The organism is Phenylobacterium sp. (assembly GCF_030680185.1).
Taxonomy (GTDB): Bacteria; Pseudomonadota; Alphaproteobacteria; order Caulobacterales; family Caulobacteraceae; genus Phenylobacterium.
Window position 1 is genome coordinate 56,993 of sequence record NZ_JAUXVZ010000054.1, and the last position, 18,546, is coordinate 75,538.

The following is an 18,546-nucleotide window of genomic DNA, read 5'->3' on the forward strand; positions in this document are numbered from 1 at the left end:
CGGACAAGGCATGGACGGAAATCCTCCCGTGCTTTAGCCCATGGCCCAACTTAAACCCAAAAGAGGCGCGATCTCGCCGTAATGACCTCTTTCCTGCGCTCGGACCGGTCGACGCCGGTCGCTATCTGGCTCGCCATCGTGGCTGCTCTCGTGCTTGCGATGGTGGTGGTCGGCGGCGCGACTCGCCTGACGGACTCCGGCCTCTCCATCACCGAATGGAAGCCCGTCACCGGCGCCCTGCCGCCGATGTCGGACGCGCACTGGAACGCCGAGTTCGCCAAGTATCGGGAAATCCCCCAGTACCAGCAGGTCAACCGGGGCATGAGCCTTGACGAGTTCAAGACCATCTATTGGTGGGAATGGGCGCACCGGTTCCTCGGGCGGCTGGTGGGCCTCGTCTACGCCCTGCCGTTCGTCTACTTCCTGGCGCGACGAGAGATTCCCAAGCGGCTGATCCTGCGCTGCGTCGGCCTGCTGGCGCTGGGCGGGCTGCAAGGCGCGATCGGCTGGTGGATGGTGGCCAGCGGGCTGGCGGACCGGGTCTCGGTGGCGCCCGAGCGGCTGATGGTCCATCTGGGCCTGGCCTTCATCCTGTTCGCCACCCTGATCTGGACGGCGCTGGACGCCTGGCGCGGGGAGGCGCGACAGCCCTTGCCCAGCCCCTGGAGCGCGCTGGCCCTGGGTTTGATGGGCCTGATCTTCATCCAGATTCTGCTGGGCGCCCTGGTGGCCGGCAACGATGCAGGCCTCGTCTACAACGACTGGCCGCTGATGAACGGCACGCTCTTCCCCCGAGACTACGCCGGTGACGGGCTCTGGGGCACGCTGGCCCACAGCCAGGGCGCGGTGCAGCTTCATCACCGTCTGGGCGGCTATGTGCTGACCATCGCCGTCATCTGGATGGCGATCAGCGCCCGACGGACCAACTATGTGCCGCCGCCGGCCAAGCGGCTGATAATGGCCACCACGCACGCCACCCTGCTGCAGGCCCTGCTGGGGATCGCCACCCTGATGCTGGCCGTGCCCCTGTGGCTAGGCATGCTGCACCAGCTGATGGCCGCCGTGGTGCTGGGTCTGGCGACCGCCTTCGCCTGGCGCATCCGCCGCGTCTAGAGTTAGTCGGAACGCGCTCTGGCTAGACGCGGAAGCTGTTCCAGGGGCCGGTGATCGCCAGGGTCAGGCCCGGCCAGTAGATATTGACGAAGCAGGTCGAGCCGTCGGGCGAGAAGCAGGCGCCGGCCAGCTCGGCGTTCCCCTCGAAGACGTTGCGGGCGATCGTGTAGACCCGGCCGTCGGGGGTGATGCCCTTCAGGTGATTGCGCAGGGTCTCCGAATAGCGGTCCTCGCAGGCGAACATGTGCCCCCAGGGCGAGATCGCCAGGTTGTCGGCGAAGTCCATGACCCGGGCGTCCGTCGGTTCGACGAACAGCTCCAGCCGGCCAGGCGCATCGGCCTCGCCAGCCTGGCCCTCGTGCGGGCTTGGGATGTAGCGCAGCACCTGGCCGTGGCCGGCCGGGCCGCTGGACGTGCAGGTGAAATAGACCCCGTCCGGGCTCCAGAAGATCCCTTCGCCACGGCCGACGAAGGCGGCGCCCGCCGCCTGCATGCGCAGGCGCAGGTCCTCGTGGGGATTGTCCGAACCTTCGACGTCGATCCAGACGCAGTCGCGGGACTCGCCGACCCGCCAGGTGGGCTCCGAGCCCTTCATGTTGCGTGCATCGCCGCCCTCGGGGGCGTCGCGGAAGCCCAGGACCTGCAGCCGGCCGCCCTTGGCCGGGTTGCGCCGATCATTGGGCAGGAAGCGGTAGAAGAGTCCCTTGGAGTCGAAGGAGTCCTCGGTCTCGTAGATCACCCCGGTCCCGGGATCGACGGCGGCGGCCTCGTGCTGGAAACGGCCCATGGCGGTCAGGGGGACAGGATCCACCAGGCCCTTGGCTGTGGCGGGGACTTCGAAGACCCAGCCGTGCGACTTGCCAAGGCCTGCCTGGGGCGACAGCGTCGTCTCCTCGCAGGACAGCCACGACCCCCAGGGCGTCGCGCCGCCCGCGCAGTTCACCAGGGTTCCGGTCAGGCTGAGATGCTGGCTTTCCAGCCGCTGGCGCTTCAGGTCGTAGATCAGCGTGGTGACGCCGCCGGGCAGGGGATGGCCGTCCGGGCCGACATCATAGGCCTGCTCGGGCTTCAGCTTGTCGATCAGCTTGCGACCAGGCCCGGTGGGGCCATAGTTCAGGTCGCGGGGATTGAGCTCGTGATTGCGCAGCAGGGCGATCCTGGACCCGCCGATCGGGATGGCCGCCATGCCGTCGGCCTTGTAGGGGACGAAGAACCCGTCATCCATGGTCTGACCGGCATGGGAGATCACCCGGTAGGAAAAGCCCTCGGGCAGGTCGAGGATCTTGTAGGGATCGGGGATCAGCGGGCCATAGCCATGGACCTCATTGAGATAGGTCTCGCCAGCCGAGGCCTGGGCGGCCGCGGTCTGCGCCTGGGCGCGCAGGGCGTAGCCGGAGAAGGCGGCGCCGGCCGCAGCGGCGCCCAGCAGGGCGCGACGGTGAAGGGTCATGGGGCGTCCGTGGTCAGGAATCTCTAGGTGGCGACATCATACGACAAAGCCATGGCGAGGCGATGACGCTGCGCTCCTGGTCTTGGAACCCTCAGAAATGACAGTTATCATGCCACAATAGCGAGGGCCGCGGCGGCTTCGCGTACAGGAGTGGCGCCATGACCCTGACCTACGACCTCTACTGGTCCTTCCGGTCGCCCTATTCCTATATGATCACGCCGCGGCTGATGACGCTTGAGGCGGCTTACGATGTGAAGGGGAACATCCGGCCTGTCTATCCCCTGGCCGTGCGCACGCCTGAATTCTTCGAAACCCGCGACCCGCTCTGGTTCAGCTACTTCCTGACCGACATTCACCGGGAGGCGGCCTTCCTTGGCCTGCCCTTCGCCTGGCCGCGCCCGGACCCAGTTTATATGGACATGGCCACGCGCACCTATCCCAAGGACCAGCCCCACATCCATCGCTTGACCCAGATGGGCGTCGCCGCCGCCGAGCGGGGCAGGGGCCTGGCCTATCTGACCGAGGTCAGCCGGGTGATCTGGAGCGGCGCGGTCGAGAACTGGCATCAGGGCGACCACCTGGCCCAGGCCGCGACGCGCGCCGGCCTCGACCCCGAGGAACTGGCCAGCGCCGTCGACGCCGAATCGGCGCGCCTCGACGCCGTCGTAGAGGCCAACCAGACCGCGCAACGACAGGCCGGCCATTATGGCGTGCCGATGATCGCCTTTAACGGCGAGCCCTTCTTCGGCCAGGACCGCTTCGACCAGTTCAAGTGGCGTCTGGAGCAGCAGGGCCTGAAGGCGCGATAGGCGGCGTCAATCATCTGAGGTAATATGATACCTTGCGCCTAGAGGCCGTGTTTTATAAGGCTTTCCGGCCCCATTCGTGTTGACAAGGTGGCGTTCGACCCGTACATGCCGCGCCTCACGTCGCCGGCGCCTTGCCGCCGTCGCAACTAACGGATCGTCCCCATGATGAAGACCACGGCTTCTTTGAAGCCTGCCGAGGTCGAGAAGAAGTGGATCGTGATCGATGCTGAGAACGCCGTGGTCGGCCGCCTCGCCTCGTTCATCGCCATGCGTCTTCGCGGCAAGCATCGGCCCGACTACACCCCGCACGTCGATTGCGGCGACTTCGTCGTCGTCGTCAACGCCGACAAGGTGAAGTTCACCGGCAAGAAGCTGACCGACAAGGTCTACTACTGGCACACCGGCCATCCGGGCGGCATCAAGGAACGGACCGCCGACAAGATCCTCGGCGGCAAGTTCCCCGAGCGCATCCTGGAAAAGGCTGTGGAGCGCATGCTCCCCAAGGAAAGCCCTCTGGCCCGCAAGCAGATGACTCACCTGCGTATCTATACGAGCGCTGAGCATCCGCACGCCGCCCAGAACCCCGAGACCATCGCGTTCGCCGAGATGAACGCCAAGAACGTGCGGAGCGCCTGAGGCCCATGTCCGAGACCCAAGGTTTCGAGGCCCTGCAAAGCCTCTCTTCCAATCCCGAAGCCGCGCCGCGCGAACCGGTCATCGACCAGTACGGCCGCGCCTACGCCACCGGCAAGCGCAAGAACGCCGTGGCCCGCGTGTGGATCAAGCCTGGCAAGGGCGTGATCACCATCAACGGCCGTACTCAGGAAGTCTATTTTGCGCGCCCCGTGCTGCGCATGATGATCGCCCAGCCGCTGGAGATCGCCGACCGTCTGGGTCAGTTCGACGTCATCGTGACCGTGAAGGGCTCTGGCCTGTCGGGTCAGGCCGGCGCGGTTCGCCACGGCATCGCCAAGGCGCTGACCTATTACGAGCCGGGCCTGCGTCCCGTCCTGAAGCCGCACGGCTTCCTGACCCGCGACTCGCGCGTCGTCGAGCGTAAGAAGTACGGCAAGGCCAAGGCCCGCCGTAGCTTCCAGTTCTCGAAGCGCTAATCGCGCGCGAACACCGCGTATGCGAATTGGGGCGCTTCGGGAGACCGGAGCGCCCTTTTTCTTTGTCCAGCGTCCCAGTTCTTGTTCATCGTCCACGGGAGACGACCATGGCCCACAGGATCTTCATCGACGGCGAGGCCGGCACCACAGGCCTGCAGATCCGTCAGCGCCTGGCCGACCGGCGGGACCTGGAGGTGGTGTCCATCGATCCGGCGCGGCGCAAGGACGCCGACGCCCGGGCCGAACTGCTGAACAGCGTGGACGTGGCCATTCTCTGCCTGCCCGACGAGGGCGCGCGGGAGGCCGTGGCGATGATCGAAAATCCCGATGTGCGGGTCATCGACCCGTCCACGGCTCACAGGACCGCGCCGGGCTGGGTGTTCGGCTTCCCCGAGATGGCGCCCGGCCATCGCGAGGCCATCGCCGCCTCCAAGCGGGTGACCAATCCCGGCTGCTGGTCCACCGGCTTCATCGCTCTGGTCGCGCCCCTGGTGCGGGCGGGCCTGATCCCGGCCGAAGCGGCCCTCAGCGTCCATGGGGTCTCGGGCTATTCCGGCGGCGGCAGGGGGTTGATCGAAGAGTTCGAACAGGCGCCGCCAGCTTCCTCGGCCGACGCCTTCCGGCCGTACGGCATGACCCTGGCGCACAAGCATCTGCCGGAGATGGTGGCCTATACGGGGCTTTCCCATCCGCCGATCTTCTCGCCCGCCGTGGGCCGCTACGCCCAGGGCATGATTGTCGAGGTCCCTGTGGCGCTGTGGGCGCTGCCGGGGCGGCCAGCCGCGGGAGATCTGCGCGCGGCTCTGTCGGAAGCCTATGTCGGCGAGGCCTTCGTGCAGGTGGCGACCGATCTGGAGACCTCCCAGCTCAGTCGGGCGCGAGCCGGCGCCGGCGGATATGTCCAAGCCCTGGATCCCGAGGCCTTGAATGGCACGAACGCCTTGCATCTCCAAGTGTTCGGAGACGACGCCAAGGGCCAGGCCCGCCTATTGGCTGTGCTGGACAACCTCGGGAAGGGGGCGTCGGGCGCAGCCGTGCAGAACCTGAACCTGATGCTGGGCCTGGATGAGGGGGAAGGATTGAGTCGCCCCTAGGGATATGCAGAATTCGGCGCGGCTTGTGCCGATTCTGCCCCGTCGACCAAGGGTCGGCAATCAGAGCTTAACTCTACGGCGCCCAATCTGCCCAGGTCGTCGTGTGGCGCTTACAAGGATCTCTCGCTCATGACCCACGCGTCATTCGTTGATCCGCAGGACGACGCGTCGGCCCGGGGGCGGGACGCGTGGGACCTGGATATCGGCACCTTTTTCGAGGTGTCCCTCGATCTTCTGGTGATCCGCGACCTTGAGGGGCGCGTGCTGAAGGCCAGCCGCTCCTGGCAGACGATTCTCGGCCATGATCCAGAGGACATGGAAGGCCTGCCGCTGCTGCGCCTGGTCCACCCCGACGACCTTCCCGGCACCCAGCACAGCGTCACCGAGGTCGAGCAGCGTCGACCCGGCGACCCGGTGCTCGGCTTCATCAATCGCTACCGTCACCGGAACGGGGGCTATCGCACCCTGGAGTGGCGCGCCCAGCGCTACGGCGATCGCATCTATGGCGTCGCGCGGGATGTCACCGAGCGGGTGGCGGCCGAGCGGGAACTGCTGGAGGCCAAGGCGATGGCCGAGGCGGCCAGCCGGGCCAAGACGGACTTCCTGGCCAATATGAGTCACGAGGTGCGCACCCCGCTCAATGGGGTGATCGGCATCATCGACGCCCTGTCACGCACCCCGCTGAGCCCCGAACAGGCCGAGATGGTCGGTCTGGTGCGGGATTCCGGCGTGATCCTGGAACGGCTGGTGTCGGACTTCCTGATCGTCTCCAAGATCGAGGCCGGACAGCTTGAGCTGGAGACCCGCCCCTTCGACCTGGACGAGGCGCTGCGCCCCTATATCGAAGTCACCCGCCACCGGGTCGATGACAAGGGCCTGGCCCTGAAGGTGGAGCGTGACCCGGCGGTTCAGGGGCGTTTCGTGGGCGACGCCACGCGCATCGGCCAGATCATCAGCAACCTTTTGTCCAACGCGGTGAAGTTTACCGAGCGGGGCCACGTCATCCTGCGCATCGGCCGAATCGAGGCTCCTGACGGCGAGCACCTGAGCTTTGAGGTCGAGGACACCGGCGTCGGCTTCGACGCCGAACAGGCCGCCCGCCTGTTCGACCGTTTCAGCCAGGCCGATGCGACCATCAGCCGCCGGTTCGGCGGCACCGGGCTCGGCCTCTCCATCTGTCGCTCCCTGGCCGACCTGATGGGCGGCAAGATTACCGCCACGTCTCAGCCCGGGCAGGGCAGTCGCTTCGTGGTCACCATTCCCTTGCCCCGGGCCGAGGGGCCGACGGAAGACCAGATCGCCCATCACCGCCCATCGGCGCAGCAGCCAAGATGCGAGCGCCCCTTGAGGGTCTTGCTCGCCGAAGATCATCCGACCAACCAGCGGGTGGTTCAGCTGATCCTGGCCAGCCAGGCGGCCGAGTTGGTGACGGTCGAAGACGGCCTGCAGGCGGTATCGGCCTATGCCTCAGGCGCCTTCGACGTGGTGCTCATGGACATGCAGATGCCGCACATGGACGGCTTGGCCGCCACCCGCGCCATCCGGACGCTGGAGGCTGAGCGCGGCGCAGCGCGCACGCCCCTTATCATGCTGAGCGCCAACGCCATGGTCGAGCATCAGAACGAGGCCATAGCGGCCGGCGCCGATATCCACGTGGCCAAGCCGATCACGGCCGCCACCCTGCTGGCCGGCATCCAGGCGGTCGTTGCGGCCTAAGACTCGCGGCGGCCTCATCCAGATGCGGTTTTCCGGCGTATGATGAAGCATGAACCTCATGCACGCCTTTCATCGCCGGGGCTTTCTGTTGGGCGCCAGCGCGCTCGCCGCCTGCAGCAGCGGGTCGCAGGCCCAGGCGGCCGACGCCCATGCCAACTCGTCCTGGCGCAAACTCACCGACGCCCAATGGAAGAGCCGCCTGTCGCCGGCCGCCTATCAGGTCCTGCGCCGGGAAGGCACCGAGCGGGCCGGATCGAGCCCCCTGGACCGCGAGAAGCGCAAAGGGACGTTTGTCTGCGCCGGCTGCGAACTGCCGCTGTTCAAGTCCGACTGGAAGTATGACAGCGGCACCGGCTGGCCGAGCTTCTACACCTATATCGACGGCGCCCTGGGCGAGAAGACCGACTTCAAGATCGGGATACCTCGCACGGAGTACCACTGCGCCCGCTGCCTCGGGCACCAGGGCCATGTGTTCAAGGACGGGCCGCGCCCGACAGGCCTGCGCTACTGCAACAATGGCGTGGCGCTGAAATTCGTGCCGGCCTGACAAGCGAGGCGACGAACATCTAGGCCGTAGTTCGGCGGCGCCCTAAGAGTGCTCCCAACAAGAAAGACATCTTAGGGAGGCACTATGCGACTTCACCTTGCGCGTCGGCTGGCCGGCGCAGCGTCGGCCCTGGCGCTGGCCGCTCTGGCGACCGGGCCGGTCCTGGCCGCCGACGTCCCCATGGCGGCGCCTGCGGAGGCCGGCTTCTCGGCGACGGGCGTCGAAGCCCTGAAGGCCGAGATGCAGGCCCTGGTCGATCAGAAGAAGCTGGCTGGCGCCGTCACCTTGCTGGCACGCGAGGGCAAGGTCGTCCACTTCGAAGCCTATGGCGTCCAGGATGTCGCCACCGGCCAGGCGACGGACCGGGACACCATCTATCGCATCGCCTCCATGACCAAGCCGATCACCGGCGTGGCCATGATGATCCTCTGGGAAGAGGGCAAGTGGAGCCTGGACGATCCGGTCGCCAAATATATCCCGGAATTCGCAGACCTGAAGGTGGCCACCCCCGACGGTGGAACCGAGCCTCAGGCCCATCCCATGACCATGCGCGAGCTGATGAGCCATACGGCGGGCTTCGATGTCAGCGCCGGCTATGACGACGATGGCCTGCAGGACGACGATCTCCAGGCGATGATCGACAAGCTGGCCGCCCTGCCGCTGGCCGTGCAGCCGGGGACCGACTGGCGCTATGGGCCGAGCGTCAACATCCAGGGCTATATCGTCGAGAAGCTGTCGGGCCAGACTCTCGACGCCTTCTTCAAAAGCCGGATCTTCGATCCCCTGAAGATGGACGACACCGGCTTCCACGTGGACAGCGCCAAGCTGGCCCGCGTGTCGGCGGTCCACACCTATGGCGACGACGGCCTGATCGCGCCGGCCGGCGAGGTGAGGGCGGCGCCCACCAGCCCGCCGGCCTTCCTGTCGGGCAGCGGCGGGCTGTTCTCAACCGCAGAAGACTACTGGCGGTTCGCCCAGATGCTGGCCAATGGCGGGGAGCTGGACGGCGCCCGCATTCTCAAGCCCGAGACAGTCGAGCTGATGCGCACCAATGTGCTGGCCGAAGGCGTGACGGTCGACCTCTATGGTCCCAGCCAGACTGGAACCGGCTTTGGTCTGGACTTCGCAGTCATCAACGATCCGCAGGCCGCCGGCACGCCGCAAGGGCTGAACTCGTTCTACTGGGGCGGGGCCTTCGGGACCTGGTTCTGGATCGACCCGACCAACGACCTGGTCTTTGTCGGCATGATCCAGAACCTGCGGGGCAGCATTCCAGGCGCCGGCACGCCGCCCATGCGGGACATCTCGCCGCGTCTCGTCTATGAGGCGCTGACGACGGACTAAGGGTTAGGGGACCGCCGCCAGCCTCGGCGGCGGTCCGCCCCTACGACTTCACCTGAACATAGCTGCCCGGCGCATCCTCGATCGGCTTGAATGGCCCCTTGGCCGGGTCGCGGGCCGGGACCATGTCGCCGGAATAGCCCTTCAGCCATTCGATCCAGTGCGGCCACCAGGAGCCGGGCGTTTCGACCGCGTTCGCCTGCCAGTCGGCCAGGCTTTCGGGGAGTTGGTCGAAGGTCCAGTGCTGGTACTTCTTCGCCGACGGCGGATTGACCACCCCGGCGATGTGCCCTGAACCCGAAAGCGTGAAGGTGGTCGGGCCGCCGAACAGGCGCGCCCCGCGATAGACCGAAACCGCCGGGGCGATGTGGTCCTCCTTGGACGACTGCACATAGACCGGCGTCTTCACCGCGCCGAGATCCAGGCGCACGCCGCCCAGCTCCAGCTCGCCCTTTGCCAGGGCGTTCTGTCCGTAGAACTGGCGCAGATAGAACATGTGCAGCGCCTTGGGCATGCGGGTCTGGTCGGAGTTCCAGAACAGCAGGTCGAAGGGGCGCGGCTCCTTGCCCATCAGATAGTTGTTCACGAAGAAGGACCAGATCAGGTCGTTGGAGCGCAGGACGTTGAAGGTGTCGGCCATGGCCTGGCCCGACAGGACCCCGCCCTCGGCGTCCATCTTCTGCTCCAGGTCCTTCAGCCAGGACTCGTCGGTGAACAGCAGCAGGTCGCCGGCTTCGCTGAAGTCCTGCTGGGCGGCGAAGAAGGTGGCCGAGGCGATCCGCGAGTCTTTCTTGGCCGCCATATGGGCCAGGGCCGCCGACAGCAGCGTCCCGCCGATGCAGTAGCCGACGGCGTTCACGCGATCGACGCCCGCCTGCTTCATGACCGCGTCGGTGGCCTCATAGATGCCCTGGCGCAGATAGTCCTCGAAGGTCTTGCCCGCCAGGCTCTTGTCCGGGTTGACCCAGGAGGCGACGAAGACGGTAATCCCCTGGTCGGCCAGCCAGCGGATCATCGAATTGTCCGGGCGAAGATCCAGGATGTAGAACTTGTTGATCCACGGCGGGAAGATGATCAGCGGGATTTCGTGCACCGTCTTGGTGGACGGCGAGAACTGAACCAGCTGTAGCAGCTCGTTCTGGAAGACGACCTTGCCCGGCGCCGTGGCGACGTTCTCGCCGATCTTGAACTGTTCGTAGTCGGTCTGGCTGATCGCCAGCTGGCCGCCGCCGCGCGCCAGGTCGGCGGCGAAGTTCTCCATGCCCCGCACCAGGCTCTCGCCGCCGGTGGCCATGATCTCGCGCATGGCCGTGGGGTTGGAGGCCAGGAAGTTGGTCGGCGAAAAGGCGTCGGTCAGCAGCTTCATGAAGAACTCGACCCGGCGGCGCGAGATCGGCTCGACGCCCTCCACGCCGCCCACCAGGCCCTGCAGCCAATCGGCGGTGACGAGGTAGGACTGCTTCATCACGTCGAAGACCGGGTTCTCTGACCAGTCCGGGTCAAGGAACCGCTTGTCGCCCTTGGGGGGCTGGGCGACCGGGTCAGGCGTCTCGCCGGCCATGCGTCGGGCCGTCGCCTGCCAGAGGTCCATGTAGCGGGTCAGGAGGTCGGCCTGGGCGCGGACCAGGCGGTCGGGCTGGCTGGCCAGCTTGCCCATGACCTCGGTCAGGGACGGTCCGATGTGGAAGGGGTCGGGCGAAAGCGCGGCCGGTCGGTCGGCCTGACGCAGGGCCGCCTCAGCGATGGCGCCCTGGGCGGTCATGGCCGCCCGGGCCAGGTTGGTCGACAGATTCTCGAGCAGGCGGCGTTGCTCGGCGGTGAGGTCCGGGAAGACGGCCGGCGAGGGGGCGTCCTGCGGCTTCGCCTGAGAGGCCGCTTGGGCGGGTTCCTGCTGGGGCGGGGGCGGGGCCGCGGATCTGGGCTTGCGAGGGGGTTTGGGCGTGGTCTTCCGCGCCGACGCGGCCTTGGCCTCGACCGGCGTGGCTGCGGCCTTGTCGGCGGCCTTGCGCGTAGCCTTCGATTTGGGAGCGGATGTCTTGGGCTTCGTTCCGCTCTTCGAGCCGGAGCCCTTGGTCTGCGAGCCTTTTTCGCTCATGGAACGCCATCCTCCCGGCAGGTGGGCCGATTGCAGCCCTTTCACTAGATCGCATCATGTCATAAGAGCGAGGCGGACATGAACGTCTTGGCTCGCCTTTTTCAAAACGCACAAAGCGCCCCTTGGTGGCGCGGCGCAGGCGCGTGTCTGGGGCTCTCCATCCTGGGCGGCTGCGCTGGCGCCAGCCCGTTCGCCACCGCACCCGTGGATCCGGAATCGCCGGCCGCCCAGGCGGTGCTCGAGGGCGCGCGGGCCGAGACCGCCTATCCGAAGTTCAGCGACATCCCGCCGACGCCCGCCAATCCTCGTCCGGCGCGCAGCTGGGCGCAGGCCGTGGCCGGGGTCGAAGCCGCCGGCGCAGAGCTCGCGGCCCAGACCGCGCCCGGGACCTGGACCCTGGACGGCACGACCGCGTTCGCCGCGCGGGCCCAGGCCGCCGCGACGCCGCCGCCGGCGATCACCACGAGCGACACCGAGGCCTTCGCCCGGGACGCCAGGGCGCGAGCTACACCGCCTCCGTCGCCCCGTTGAGGGGGCCTGCGGAGGCGAAAAGTTCCCTGAGCCTGCTTGGCGGACTCCAGCCTGGAGTCTATCCATGCGCGACCTTCAGCTCCCAGACGCCGCAGTCGCGGCAGAGCTTAAAATGACCCCCGAATTCCACCGCATCCGACGCCTCCCGCCCTATGTTCTCGAGGAGGTGAACCGCATCAAGGCGCGGCTTCGCGCCGAGGGCACCGACATCATCGACTTCGGCATGGGCAATCCCGACATGCCGACGCCCAAGCACATCGTCGAAAAGATGATCGAGACCGCCCGCGACCCCAAGGCGGGGCGCTATTCGGCCTCCAAGGGCATCATCGGCCTGCGCCGCGCCATGGCCGGCTACTACAAGCGTCGCTTTGGCGTCACCCTGAACCCGGACACCGAGGTGATCGCCACCCTGGGCTCCAAGGAAGGCTTCGCCAACCTGGCCCAGGCGCTGACCGCGCCCGGCGACGTCATCATCTGTCCGAACCCGGCCTATCCGATCCACGCCTATGGCTTCATCATGGCCGGCGGCGTCATCCGCCATGTGCCGGCGCATTCGCCCGAGGAGTATCTGGCTGGCGTTTCGCGGGCGGTGAAGCATTCGGCCCCGCCGCCCAGCGTCCTGATCCTGTCCTATCCGTCCAACCCCACGGCCCAGTGCGTGGACCTGGACTTCTACAAGGACGCCATTGCGCTGGCCCGGAAGCACGACCTGCTGGTCATCTCCGACATCGCCTATTCGGAGATCTATTTCGACGACAACCCGCCGCCGTCGGTCCTGCAGGTCGAAGGCGCCAAGGACATCGCCGTCGAGGTCAACTCCCTGTCCAAGACCTACGCCATGGCCGGCTGGCGGGTCGGGATGGTCGTGGGCAATGAGCGGATCTGCAACGCCCTGGCGCGCGTGAAGTCCTATCTGGACTACGGCGCCTACACGCCGATCCAGGTGGCTGCGGCCACGGCGCTGAACGGCCCGCAGGACTGCGTCGCCGAAATCCGCGCCATCTATAAGTCCCGCCGCGACGTGCTGGTGGAATCCATGAAGCGGGCAGGCTGGGATATTCCCTCGCCCCAGGCCTCCATGTTCGCCTGGGCGCCTGTGCCCGAGAAATTCAAGGAAGCCGGGGCTCTGATGTTCTCCAAGCTGCTGATCGAAGAGGCCGGCGTGGCCGTCGCCCCCGGCGTGGGCTTCGGAGAGTATGGCGAAGGCTTTGTTCGCGTCGGCCTGGTCGAGAACGAGCACCGCATCCGTCAGGCCGCCCGCAATGTGAAGAAGTTCCTGGGCTCGGCCGACGAGATCCTCGAGCGGGCGCACAACACCATGGCCGCCCAATGAGCCCGCGCGACTGGCGCATCGGCGTCGCCGGCCTGGGCACCGTCGGCACAGGCCTGCTGACCTTTCTCGCTGAGCGGCCGGCCTTTGCGCCAGCCGGCGGTCAGGTGCGTGTGGCCGGCGTCTCGGCCCGGTCGCGGACCAGGCCCCGGGGTTTCGACATCTCGAACCTGCCCTGGTTCGACGATCCCGTGGCCCTGGCTCAGTCGGACGAGATCGACATCTTCGTCGAGCTGATCGGCGGCTCCGACGGCCCGGCCAAGGCCGCGGTCGAGGCCGCGCTGAAGGCTGGCAAGCCCGTGGTTACGGCCAACAAGGCGCTGATCGCCGAACATGGCGCCGAGCTCGCCGCCCTGGCTGAGGCGGCGGGCGTCCCGCTGCTGTTCGAGGCCGCCGTCATGGGTGGCACGCCGGCGGTGAAGATGGTCCGCGAGGCCATGGTCGGCGACGATGTCCGCAGCCTGTCGGGCATTCTCAACGGCACCTGCAACTTCATCCTGACCGAGATGGAGCAGGGCGGCCGCGCCTTCGAGGACGTGCTCGCCGAGGCCCAGCGGCTGGGCTATGCCGAGGCCGAGCCGACCATGGACGTGGGCGGCTTCGACGCGGCCCACAAGATCACCATCCTGGCGGCGCTCGCCTTCAACTGCGCCCCGGACTTCGCCGCCTGCGAGGTCGAGGGCATCGGTCAGGTCGAGCTGCTCGACATCCGCATGGCCAAGGACCTGGGCTATCGCATCAAGCTGATCGCCTCGGCCGACCGCAGCGACGAGGGGGTCGCGGTGCGCGTCCATCCCTCGCTCGTGCCGCTCGCCCATCCCCTGGCGCAAGCCGGCGGGGCGCTCAACGCCCTGTTCATCGAAGGCGAACGGCTGGGTCGCATCTTCATCCAGGGCGCGGGCGCGGGCGCGGGTCCCACGGCCGCCGCCGTCGCCGCCGACATCGCCGATGTGATGACCCAGGCCGTTCGCCCGGTCTTCCAGCGTCCGGCCACCGAGCTCGCCGCCTTCACGCCGGTGGATCGCAGCCGCAGCCTGGTTCGCGCCTATCTGCGCCTGCTGGTCAAGGACGAGCCCGGCGTGATCGCGGCGGTCTCCGAGACCTTGGCCGAAGCCGGCGTCTCCATCGAGAGCTTCCTGCAGAAGCCCGTCGAGGACGCGCAAGGGGTCCCGATCGTACTGACCACCCATTCGGTGTCCGAGGCCGTGCTGGCTGAAGCCGTGGCGCGGATCGGCGGGCATCCGGCGGTGATCGAGGCGCCACGACTGATGCGAATCGCACGGATCTGAGAATCCGGCGAAACTAGAGGTTCCAAAGGCCGAGGAGACCGTCATGACCGCTGAGACTCTGGATCGCGGACTGGTGCTGGACTCGGTCCGGGTGACGGAGATCGCCGCCATCGCCGCCTGGAGCCTTGTGGGCCGCGGGGACGAGAAGGCCGCCGACCAGGCCGCCGTCGACGCCATGCGCACCGGGCTCAACGACCTGGATATCGACGGCGAGATCGTCATCGGCGAGGGCGAGCGCGACGAGGCGCCGATGCTCTATATCGGCGAGAAGGTCGGCCGGGGCGGGCCGGCGGTGGACATCGCGCTGGACCCTCTGGAAGGCACGACCCTGACGGCCAAGGCCATGTCCAACGCGCTCACCGTCATGGCCTGGGCGCCCAAGGGCACGCTGCTCAATGCGCCCGACACCTATATGGACAAGATCGCCTGCGGGCCGGGCTTTCCCGCAGGGCTGATCGACCTGGACGCCACGCCGGCCGAAAATGTCCGGGCCCTGGCCCGCGCCAAGGGCGTGGATGAAAACCAGATCACCGTCTGCATCCTCGACCGCCCCCGCCACGGGGAGATCATCGCCAAGGTCCGTGAGGCCGGCGCGCGGGTGCATCTGATCACCGACGGGGACATCGCTGGCGTGATCAACACCGCCGATCCCGACACCGGCGTGGATCTCTATCTCGGCCTGGGCGGCGCGCCGGAGGGTGTGCTGGCCTGCGCGGCGCTGAAGTGCGTCGGCGGCCAGTTCCAGGGCCGCCTGGTGTTCCGCAACAGCGACGAGCGGATGCGCGCCGAGCGCTGCGGCATCACCGAGTTCGACAAGAAGTACGACCTGCACGAGATGGTCCGCGCCGAGGCAATCTTCGCGGCCACGGGCGTCACCAAGGGCGCGCTGCTGGACGGCGTGCGCCTGCGCAATGGCATGGTCCACACCCATTCCATGGTGATGAATTCGTCTACCCGCACGGTTCGCGAAGTGCGGATGAAGCGGCCGGTCTGACCCCATGGCCGACGGCGCAGCCCAACTCGGCTATCTCGATGTGGATCGCTCGCTCAGCGGGCGGCGATGGCGCGCGCGCCCGGCTGACGCCGAGCTGACCCGCCGCCACCAGATGATGTTGGGCCTCGACGAGCCCATGGCGCGGGCCCTGGCGGCCAGGGGGATCACGGCGGAGGCGGCGGAAAGCTATCTGACGCCGACGCTCAAGGCCCTGTTCCCCGATCCCTCCAGCTTTGCCGACATGGACAAGGCCGCCGCCGTTCTGGTGGACGCCCTGGTCGCCGACCGGCCTGTGGTGGTGTTCGCCGACTATGATGTGGACGGGGCCTCCAGCGCAGCCCTGCTGGTTCGCTGGTTCGCCGCCATGGGCAAGCGCCTCTCGATCTATGTGCCTGACCGGGTGACCGAGGGCTATGGCCCCTCGCCAGCCGCCTTCCGCCGCCTGCGGGAGGAGGGGGCCGAACTGGTGGTCACTGTGGACTGCGGGGCTGCGGCCGTGGACGCCATCGCCTGCGCCGGCGAGATCGGCCTCGACGTGGTGGTGATCGACCATCACCTGATGCGCGACGAGATCCCGATCTGCGCCGCCCTGGTCAACCCCAACCGCCCCGACTGTCAGTCGGGCCAGGGAGTGCTGGCCGCCGCAGGCGTCACCTTCGTCCTGCTGGCGGCGCTCAACCGCGAAGCCCGCGGCCGGGGCCTGTTCGCCGAGCGGGCTGAACCGGACCTGCGCCAGTGGCTGGACCTGGCCGCCATGGGGGCGGTCTGCGACGTCACCCAGCTGGTGGGGTTCAATCGCGCCCTGACCGCCCAGGGGCTCAAAACCATGTCGGCCTGGCGCAATCCGGGACTGAAGGCGCTGCTGGAGGCCGCCGGCTCCAAGGGGCCAGCCACCACCTTTCATGCCGGCTTCGTGCTGGGGCCGCGAATCAATGCTGGGGGGCGAATCGGCCGCTCCGACCTGGGCGCGCGCCTGCTGTCCACCGACGACCCCGACGAGGCGCGACGCCTGGCCCTCGAGCTCGACGCCCTGAACGCCTCGCGCCGGGAGGTCGAGGCCGAGGTGCTGGAAGCCGCCGTGCGCATCGTCGAGCGGGAGAGCAATTTCGCCGACCTGCCCCTGCTGCTGGTGGCCGCCGATGACTGGCATCCAGGGGTGATCGGCATCGTGGCTGGCCGGCTGCGAGAGCGGTTCCGCAAGCCGACCCTGGTGGTCGGCGTCGATCGAGCGGCCGACGTAGGTAAGGGATCGGGGCGCTCTCAGCCCGGCGTCAATCTGGGCCGCGCGGTCCAGGCGGCCTTCGACGAGGGCCTGCTGCTGGCCGGCGGCGGACACGCCATGGCGGCGGGCCTGTCGGTGCGCCCACACCTGCTGCCTGAGTTGCGGGCCTTTCTTTGCGAGCGCGTGGCGGTGGAGGCCCAGGCCGCGGCCGAATCGGACAGCATCGATATCGACGCCCTGATCACCACGGCCGGCGCTGATCGCGGCCTGCTCGAATCTTTCCAGCGCCTGGCGCCCTTCGGCCCCGGAAATCCCGAGCCGGTCTTCGCGGCTGCAGAGGTGCGCGTAGAGCGTCCGATGATGCTGAGGGGCGGGCATGTCCGCTGCACCCTGACGGACCGCTCTGGCGGCCGCCTGAAGGCCGTAGCGTGGCGGGCCGAGGCGACGGAGATGGGAAGGCGCCTCATGTCCGAGGGCGGGGCCGTTCATGTGGTGGGTCGTCTGAAGGCGGATGACTGGAATGGCCGCCAGGGCGTGGAGCTTGAGATCGACGACGCCGCCGATCCCCGTCGCAAAAACGTCTAGAGCGTGGTTGCAAGCCACAGGGAAGGCGGATATAGAGCCGCCCTCCGCGTCGAGTGGTCCCTTCGTCTATCGGTTAGGACGCCAGGTTTTCAACCTGGAGAGAGGGGTTCGACTCCCCTAGGGACTGCCACGCGGAGCTTCTCTCTCACCTCGGATCGGCACGGGTCTTGGCCCAGGCGGCGCAACGAAACAGCGTTGCTTTGCGTTTGAGTCCGGCAATTGACGGAGAGAGCCCTGATGAAGACCCTGACCTTCTTCGCCGCTGGCGTAGCCGCCCTGGCGCTTGCCGCCTGCACGGATACGACGCCTGAGGAAACATCCACCGCCGCGGCCATGCCCGACACCAGCGTGGATGCTTCGCCAGCTCCGGATGCGGGCGAAACTGGATTGGCCGGGGAGGGCGCGAGCCCCGTCGCACCGGCGGCGCCTGCGACCGAGGGGGCGGCCGAGACCGACGAGAACCTGCCGCCGGTGAACCTGCCCAACACGGGCGGTTGAGCCACCGTCTACCTCCAGTCTGACCATCTAGACCTGAACTTGCTCGCAGAGGCTGCGAATCGGCCTTTGCGAGCCTGTTCACGTTGGTTGCGCTTGACGCCTCTCGACTTACGAGAACAGTGTTATAGTTGGCCCGCCCTTAAGGATCAGGGGTGAAGCGGGCCAGAGGGGCGCATGTCTGGTTACGATTTTGAAGATGCTGGCGCAGACGAGTCTGTCCGCATCAGTGGTCGCGTAAAGTGGTTTGACGCCGGCAAGGGATATGGGTTCGTCGTCCCGGACGATCCCAGCCAGACCGGGCTCAAGGACGTGTTGCTGCACGTCACCTCCCTGCGCAATTCCGGCCATGAGAGCGCCCTGGAAGGGGCGATCATCGTCTGTGACGCCATCCGCAGACCCAAGGGCTGGCAGGTCGCCGAGGTGCTGGAGCTGGACGAGAGCGCCGCACCGCCGCCCGAGGCCCGCCGTCCCCGGGAACCTGAATTCGGCCGCCGGGACCGTCCCTATGAGCGGTCGCATGACCGGGGCGACACCGGCGGGTTCACCGCGCGCCCCAAACGCCCGCCCCTGGCGGCCGGTCCGCTGGAGCGGGCCAAGGTCAAATGGTTCAACCGCGCCAAGGGCTATGGCTTCGTGGTCCGCGAAACCCATTCCGGCGACATCTTCATCCACATCGAGACCCTCCGCCGCGCAGGCCTGGAAGACCTGCAGCCCGGCGATGACGTGATGGTGAGGTTCGCCGAAGGCCCAAAAGGGCTTGTCGTCGCCGAGATCGAACCGATAGGTCTGGCCTGAGGCGCGACGGCCCCGCCGTCGCCAT

17 protein-coding genes and 1 tRNA gene are annotated in these 18,546 nt (G+C 67.6%); 16 read left to right on the forward strand and 2 right to left on the reverse strand.

Features of this window, described 5'->3' with window-relative positions; genetic code table 11:
- Window positions 1–81: 81 nt before the first annotated feature.
- Window positions 82–1,113 (forward strand): COX15/CtaA family protein, encoded by a 1,032-nt coding sequence (locus Q8L83_RS13580; protein WP_305287794.1) that lies wholly within the window; start codon window positions 82–84, stop codon window positions 1,111–1,113.
- A 22-nt stretch (window positions 1,114–1,135) separates the two neighbouring features.
- Here the strand turns inward: Q8L83_RS13580 and Q8L83_RS13585 are convergent, their stop codons facing one another.
- Window positions 1,136–2,563 (reverse strand): alkaline phosphatase PhoX, encoded by a 1,428-nt coding sequence (locus Q8L83_RS13585; protein WP_305287796.1) that lies wholly within the window; start codon window positions 2,561–2,563, stop codon window positions 1,136–1,138.
- A 158-nt stretch (window positions 2,564–2,721) separates the two neighbouring features.
- Here Q8L83_RS13585 and Q8L83_RS13590 point away from each other — a divergent pair, with 158 nt between their 5' ends.
- From Q8L83_RS13590 to Q8L83_RS13620, 7 genes are all read left to right on the forward strand, one after another.
- The gene (locus Q8L83_RS13590; protein ID WP_305287798.1) at window positions 2,722–3,372 is read left to right on the forward strand and encodes a 2-hydroxychromene-2-carboxylate isomerase; all 651 of its coding nucleotides are present in this window, start codon (window positions 2,722–2,724) and stop codon (window positions 3,370–3,372) included.
- Window positions 3,373–3,534: 162 nt separating this feature from the next.
- A complete protein-coding gene (rplM, locus tag Q8L83_RS13595; protein WP_305287800.1) occupies window positions 3,535–4,008 on the forward strand; it encodes a 50S ribosomal protein L13 in 474 nt (157 codons plus the stop codon).
- A 5-nt stretch (window positions 4,009–4,013) separates the two neighbouring features.
- The gene (gene rpsI / locus Q8L83_RS13600; RefSeq protein ID WP_305287802.1) at window positions 4,014–4,484 is read left to right on the forward strand and encodes a 30S ribosomal protein S9; all 471 of its coding nucleotides are present in this window, start codon (window positions 4,014–4,016) and stop codon (window positions 4,482–4,484) included.
- A gap of 107 nt (window positions 4,485–4,591) precedes the next feature.
- Complete coding sequence (gene argC / locus Q8L83_RS13605; RefSeq protein WP_305287804.1) at window positions 4,592–5,578, forward strand: N-acetyl-gamma-glutamyl-phosphate reductase; 987 nt, start codon at window positions 4,592–4,594, stop codon at window positions 5,576–5,578.
- A gap of 129 nt (window positions 5,579–5,707) precedes the next feature.
- Window positions 5,708–7,294: an ATP-binding protein gene (locus Q8L83_RS13610; RefSeq protein WP_305287806.1), complete on the forward strand. Its 1,587-nt coding sequence runs from the start codon at window positions 5,708–5,710 to the stop codon at window positions 7,292–7,294.
- A 49-nt stretch (window positions 7,295–7,343) separates the two neighbouring features.
- The gene (gene msrB / locus Q8L83_RS13615; protein ID WP_305287808.1) at window positions 7,344–7,841 is read left to right on the forward strand and encodes a peptide-methionine (R)-S-oxide reductase MsrB; all 498 of its coding nucleotides are present in this window, start codon (window positions 7,344–7,346) and stop codon (window positions 7,839–7,841) included.
- An 84-nt stretch (window positions 7,842–7,925) separates the two neighbouring features.
- Complete coding sequence (locus tag Q8L83_RS13620; RefSeq protein ID WP_305287810.1) at window positions 7,926–9,185, forward strand: serine hydrolase; 1,260 nt, start codon at window positions 7,926–7,928, stop codon at window positions 9,183–9,185.
- Between the two features lie 40 nt (window positions 9,186–9,225).
- Here the strand turns inward: Q8L83_RS13620 and phaC are convergent, their stop codons facing one another.
- Window positions 9,226–11,277, reverse strand: a complete 2,052-nt coding sequence (gene phaC, locus Q8L83_RS13625) for a class I poly(R)-hydroxyalkanoic acid synthase (protein ID WP_305287812.1) — start codon at window positions 11,275–11,277, stop codon at window positions 9,226–9,228.
- A 78-nt stretch (window positions 11,278–11,355) separates the two neighbouring features.
- Between phaC and Q8L83_RS13630 the strand changes: the two genes are divergently transcribed.
- The 8 genes from Q8L83_RS13630 (at window position 11,356) to Q8L83_RS13665 (ending at window position 18,521) form a co-directional block, all read left to right on the forward strand.
- Entirely contained in the window at window positions 11,356–11,808 is a 453-nt protein-coding gene (locus tag Q8L83_RS13630; protein WP_305287813.1) for a hypothetical protein, read from the forward strand.
- A 112-nt stretch (window positions 11,809–11,920) separates the two neighbouring features.
- Window positions 11,921–13,141 (forward strand): LL-diaminopimelate aminotransferase, encoded by a 1,221-nt coding sequence (locus Q8L83_RS13635; protein ID WP_305287814.1) that lies wholly within the window; start codon window positions 11,921–11,923, stop codon window positions 13,139–13,141.
- Window positions 13,138–14,427: a homoserine dehydrogenase gene (locus Q8L83_RS13640; RefSeq protein WP_305287816.1), complete on the forward strand. Its 1,290-nt coding sequence runs from the start codon at window positions 13,138–13,140 to the stop codon at window positions 14,425–14,427. The genes Q8L83_RS13635 and Q8L83_RS13640 overlap by 4 nt, the downstream gene beginning before the upstream one ends.
- Before the next feature lie 43 nt (window positions 14,428–14,470).
- Entirely contained in the window at window positions 14,471–15,421 is a 951-nt protein-coding gene (gene glpX, locus Q8L83_RS13645) for a class II fructose-bisphosphatase (RefSeq protein WP_305287818.1), read from the forward strand.
- Between the two features lie 4 nt (window positions 15,422–15,425).
- The gene (gene recJ, locus Q8L83_RS13650) at window positions 15,426–17,228 is read left to right on the forward strand and encodes a single-stranded-DNA-specific exonuclease RecJ (protein ID WP_305287820.1); all 1,803 of its coding nucleotides are present in this window, start codon (window positions 15,426–15,428) and stop codon (window positions 17,226–17,228) included.
- Between the two features lie 55 nt (window positions 17,229–17,283).
- Window positions 17,284–17,358 (forward strand) — tRNA-Glu (locus Q8L83_RS13655).
- Between the two features lie 107 nt (window positions 17,359–17,465).
- Window positions 17,466–17,726 (forward strand): hypothetical protein, encoded by a 261-nt coding sequence (locus tag Q8L83_RS13660; protein WP_305287822.1) that lies wholly within the window; start codon window positions 17,466–17,468, stop codon window positions 17,724–17,726.
- A gap of 174 nt (window positions 17,727–17,900) precedes the next feature.
- On the forward strand, window positions 17,901–18,521 hold the full coding sequence (locus tag Q8L83_RS13665; protein WP_305287824.1) for a cold-shock protein: 621 nt from the start codon (window positions 17,901–17,903) through the stop codon (window positions 18,519–18,521).
- Window positions 18,522–18,546 lie beyond the last annotated feature (25 nt).

What these genes read in the sequence shown, in the direction of transcription:
- recJ (WP_305287820.1), top strand. Translation starts at nt 15,426, where the DNA reads ATGGCCGACGGCGCAGCCCAACTCGGCTATCTCGATGTGGATCGCTCG.
- Q8L83_RS13620 (WP_305287810.1), top strand. Translation starts at nt 7,926, where the DNA reads ATGCGACTTCACCTTGCGCGTCGGCTGGCCGGCGCAGCGTCGGCCCTG.
- Q8L83_RS13580 (WP_305287794.1), top strand. Translation starts at nt 82, where the DNA reads ATGACCTCTTTCCTGCGCTCGGACCGGTCGACGCCGGTCGCTATCTGG.
- Q8L83_RS13640 (WP_305287816.1), top strand. Translation starts at nt 13,138, where the DNA reads ATGAGCCCGCGCGACTGGCGCATCGGCGTCGCCGGCCTGGGCACCGTC.
- Q8L83_RS13585 (WP_305287796.1), bottom strand. Translation starts at nt 2,563, where the DNA reads ATGACCCTTCACCGTCGCGCCCTGCTGGGCGCCGCTGCGGCCGGCGCC.
- phaC (WP_305287812.1), bottom strand. Translation starts at nt 11,277, where the DNA reads ATGAGCGAAAAAGGCTCGCAGACCAAGGGCTCCGGCTCGAAGAGCGGA.
- Q8L83_RS13635 (WP_305287814.1), top strand. Translation starts at nt 11,921, where the DNA reads ATGACCCCCGAATTCCACCGCATCCGACGCCTCCCGCCCTATGTTCTC.
- Q8L83_RS13630 (WP_305287813.1), top strand. Translation starts at nt 11,356, where the DNA reads ATGAACGTCTTGGCTCGCCTTTTTCAAAACGCACAAAGCGCCCCTTGG.
- Q8L83_RS13610 (WP_305287806.1), top strand. Translation starts at nt 5,708, where the DNA reads ATGACCCACGCGTCATTCGTTGATCCGCAGGACGACGCGTCGGCCCGG.
- rplM (WP_305287800.1), top strand. Translation starts at nt 3,535, where the DNA reads ATGATGAAGACCACGGCTTCTTTGAAGCCTGCCGAGGTCGAGAAGAAG.
- rpsI (WP_305287802.1), top strand. Translation starts at nt 4,014, where the DNA reads ATGTCCGAGACCCAAGGTTTCGAGGCCCTGCAAAGCCTCTCTTCCAAT.
- Q8L83_RS13590 (WP_305287798.1), top strand. Translation starts at nt 2,722, where the DNA reads ATGACCCTGACCTACGACCTCTACTGGTCCTTCCGGTCGCCCTATTCC.
- msrB (WP_305287808.1), top strand. Translation starts at nt 7,344, where the DNA reads ATGAACCTCATGCACGCCTTTCATCGCCGGGGCTTTCTGTTGGGCGCC.
- Q8L83_RS13665 (WP_305287824.1), top strand. Translation starts at nt 17,901, where the DNA reads ATGTCTGGTTACGATTTTGAAGATGCTGGCGCAGACGAGTCTGTCCGC.
- glpX (WP_305287818.1), top strand. Translation starts at nt 14,471, where the DNA reads ATGACCGCTGAGACTCTGGATCGCGGACTGGTGCTGGACTCGGTCCGG.
- argC (WP_305287804.1), top strand. Translation starts at nt 4,592, where the DNA reads ATGGCCCACAGGATCTTCATCGACGGCGAGGCCGGCACCACAGGCCTG.
- Q8L83_RS13660 (WP_305287822.1), top strand. Translation starts at nt 17,466, where the DNA reads ATGAAGACCCTGACCTTCTTCGCCGCTGGCGTAGCCGCCCTGGCGCTT.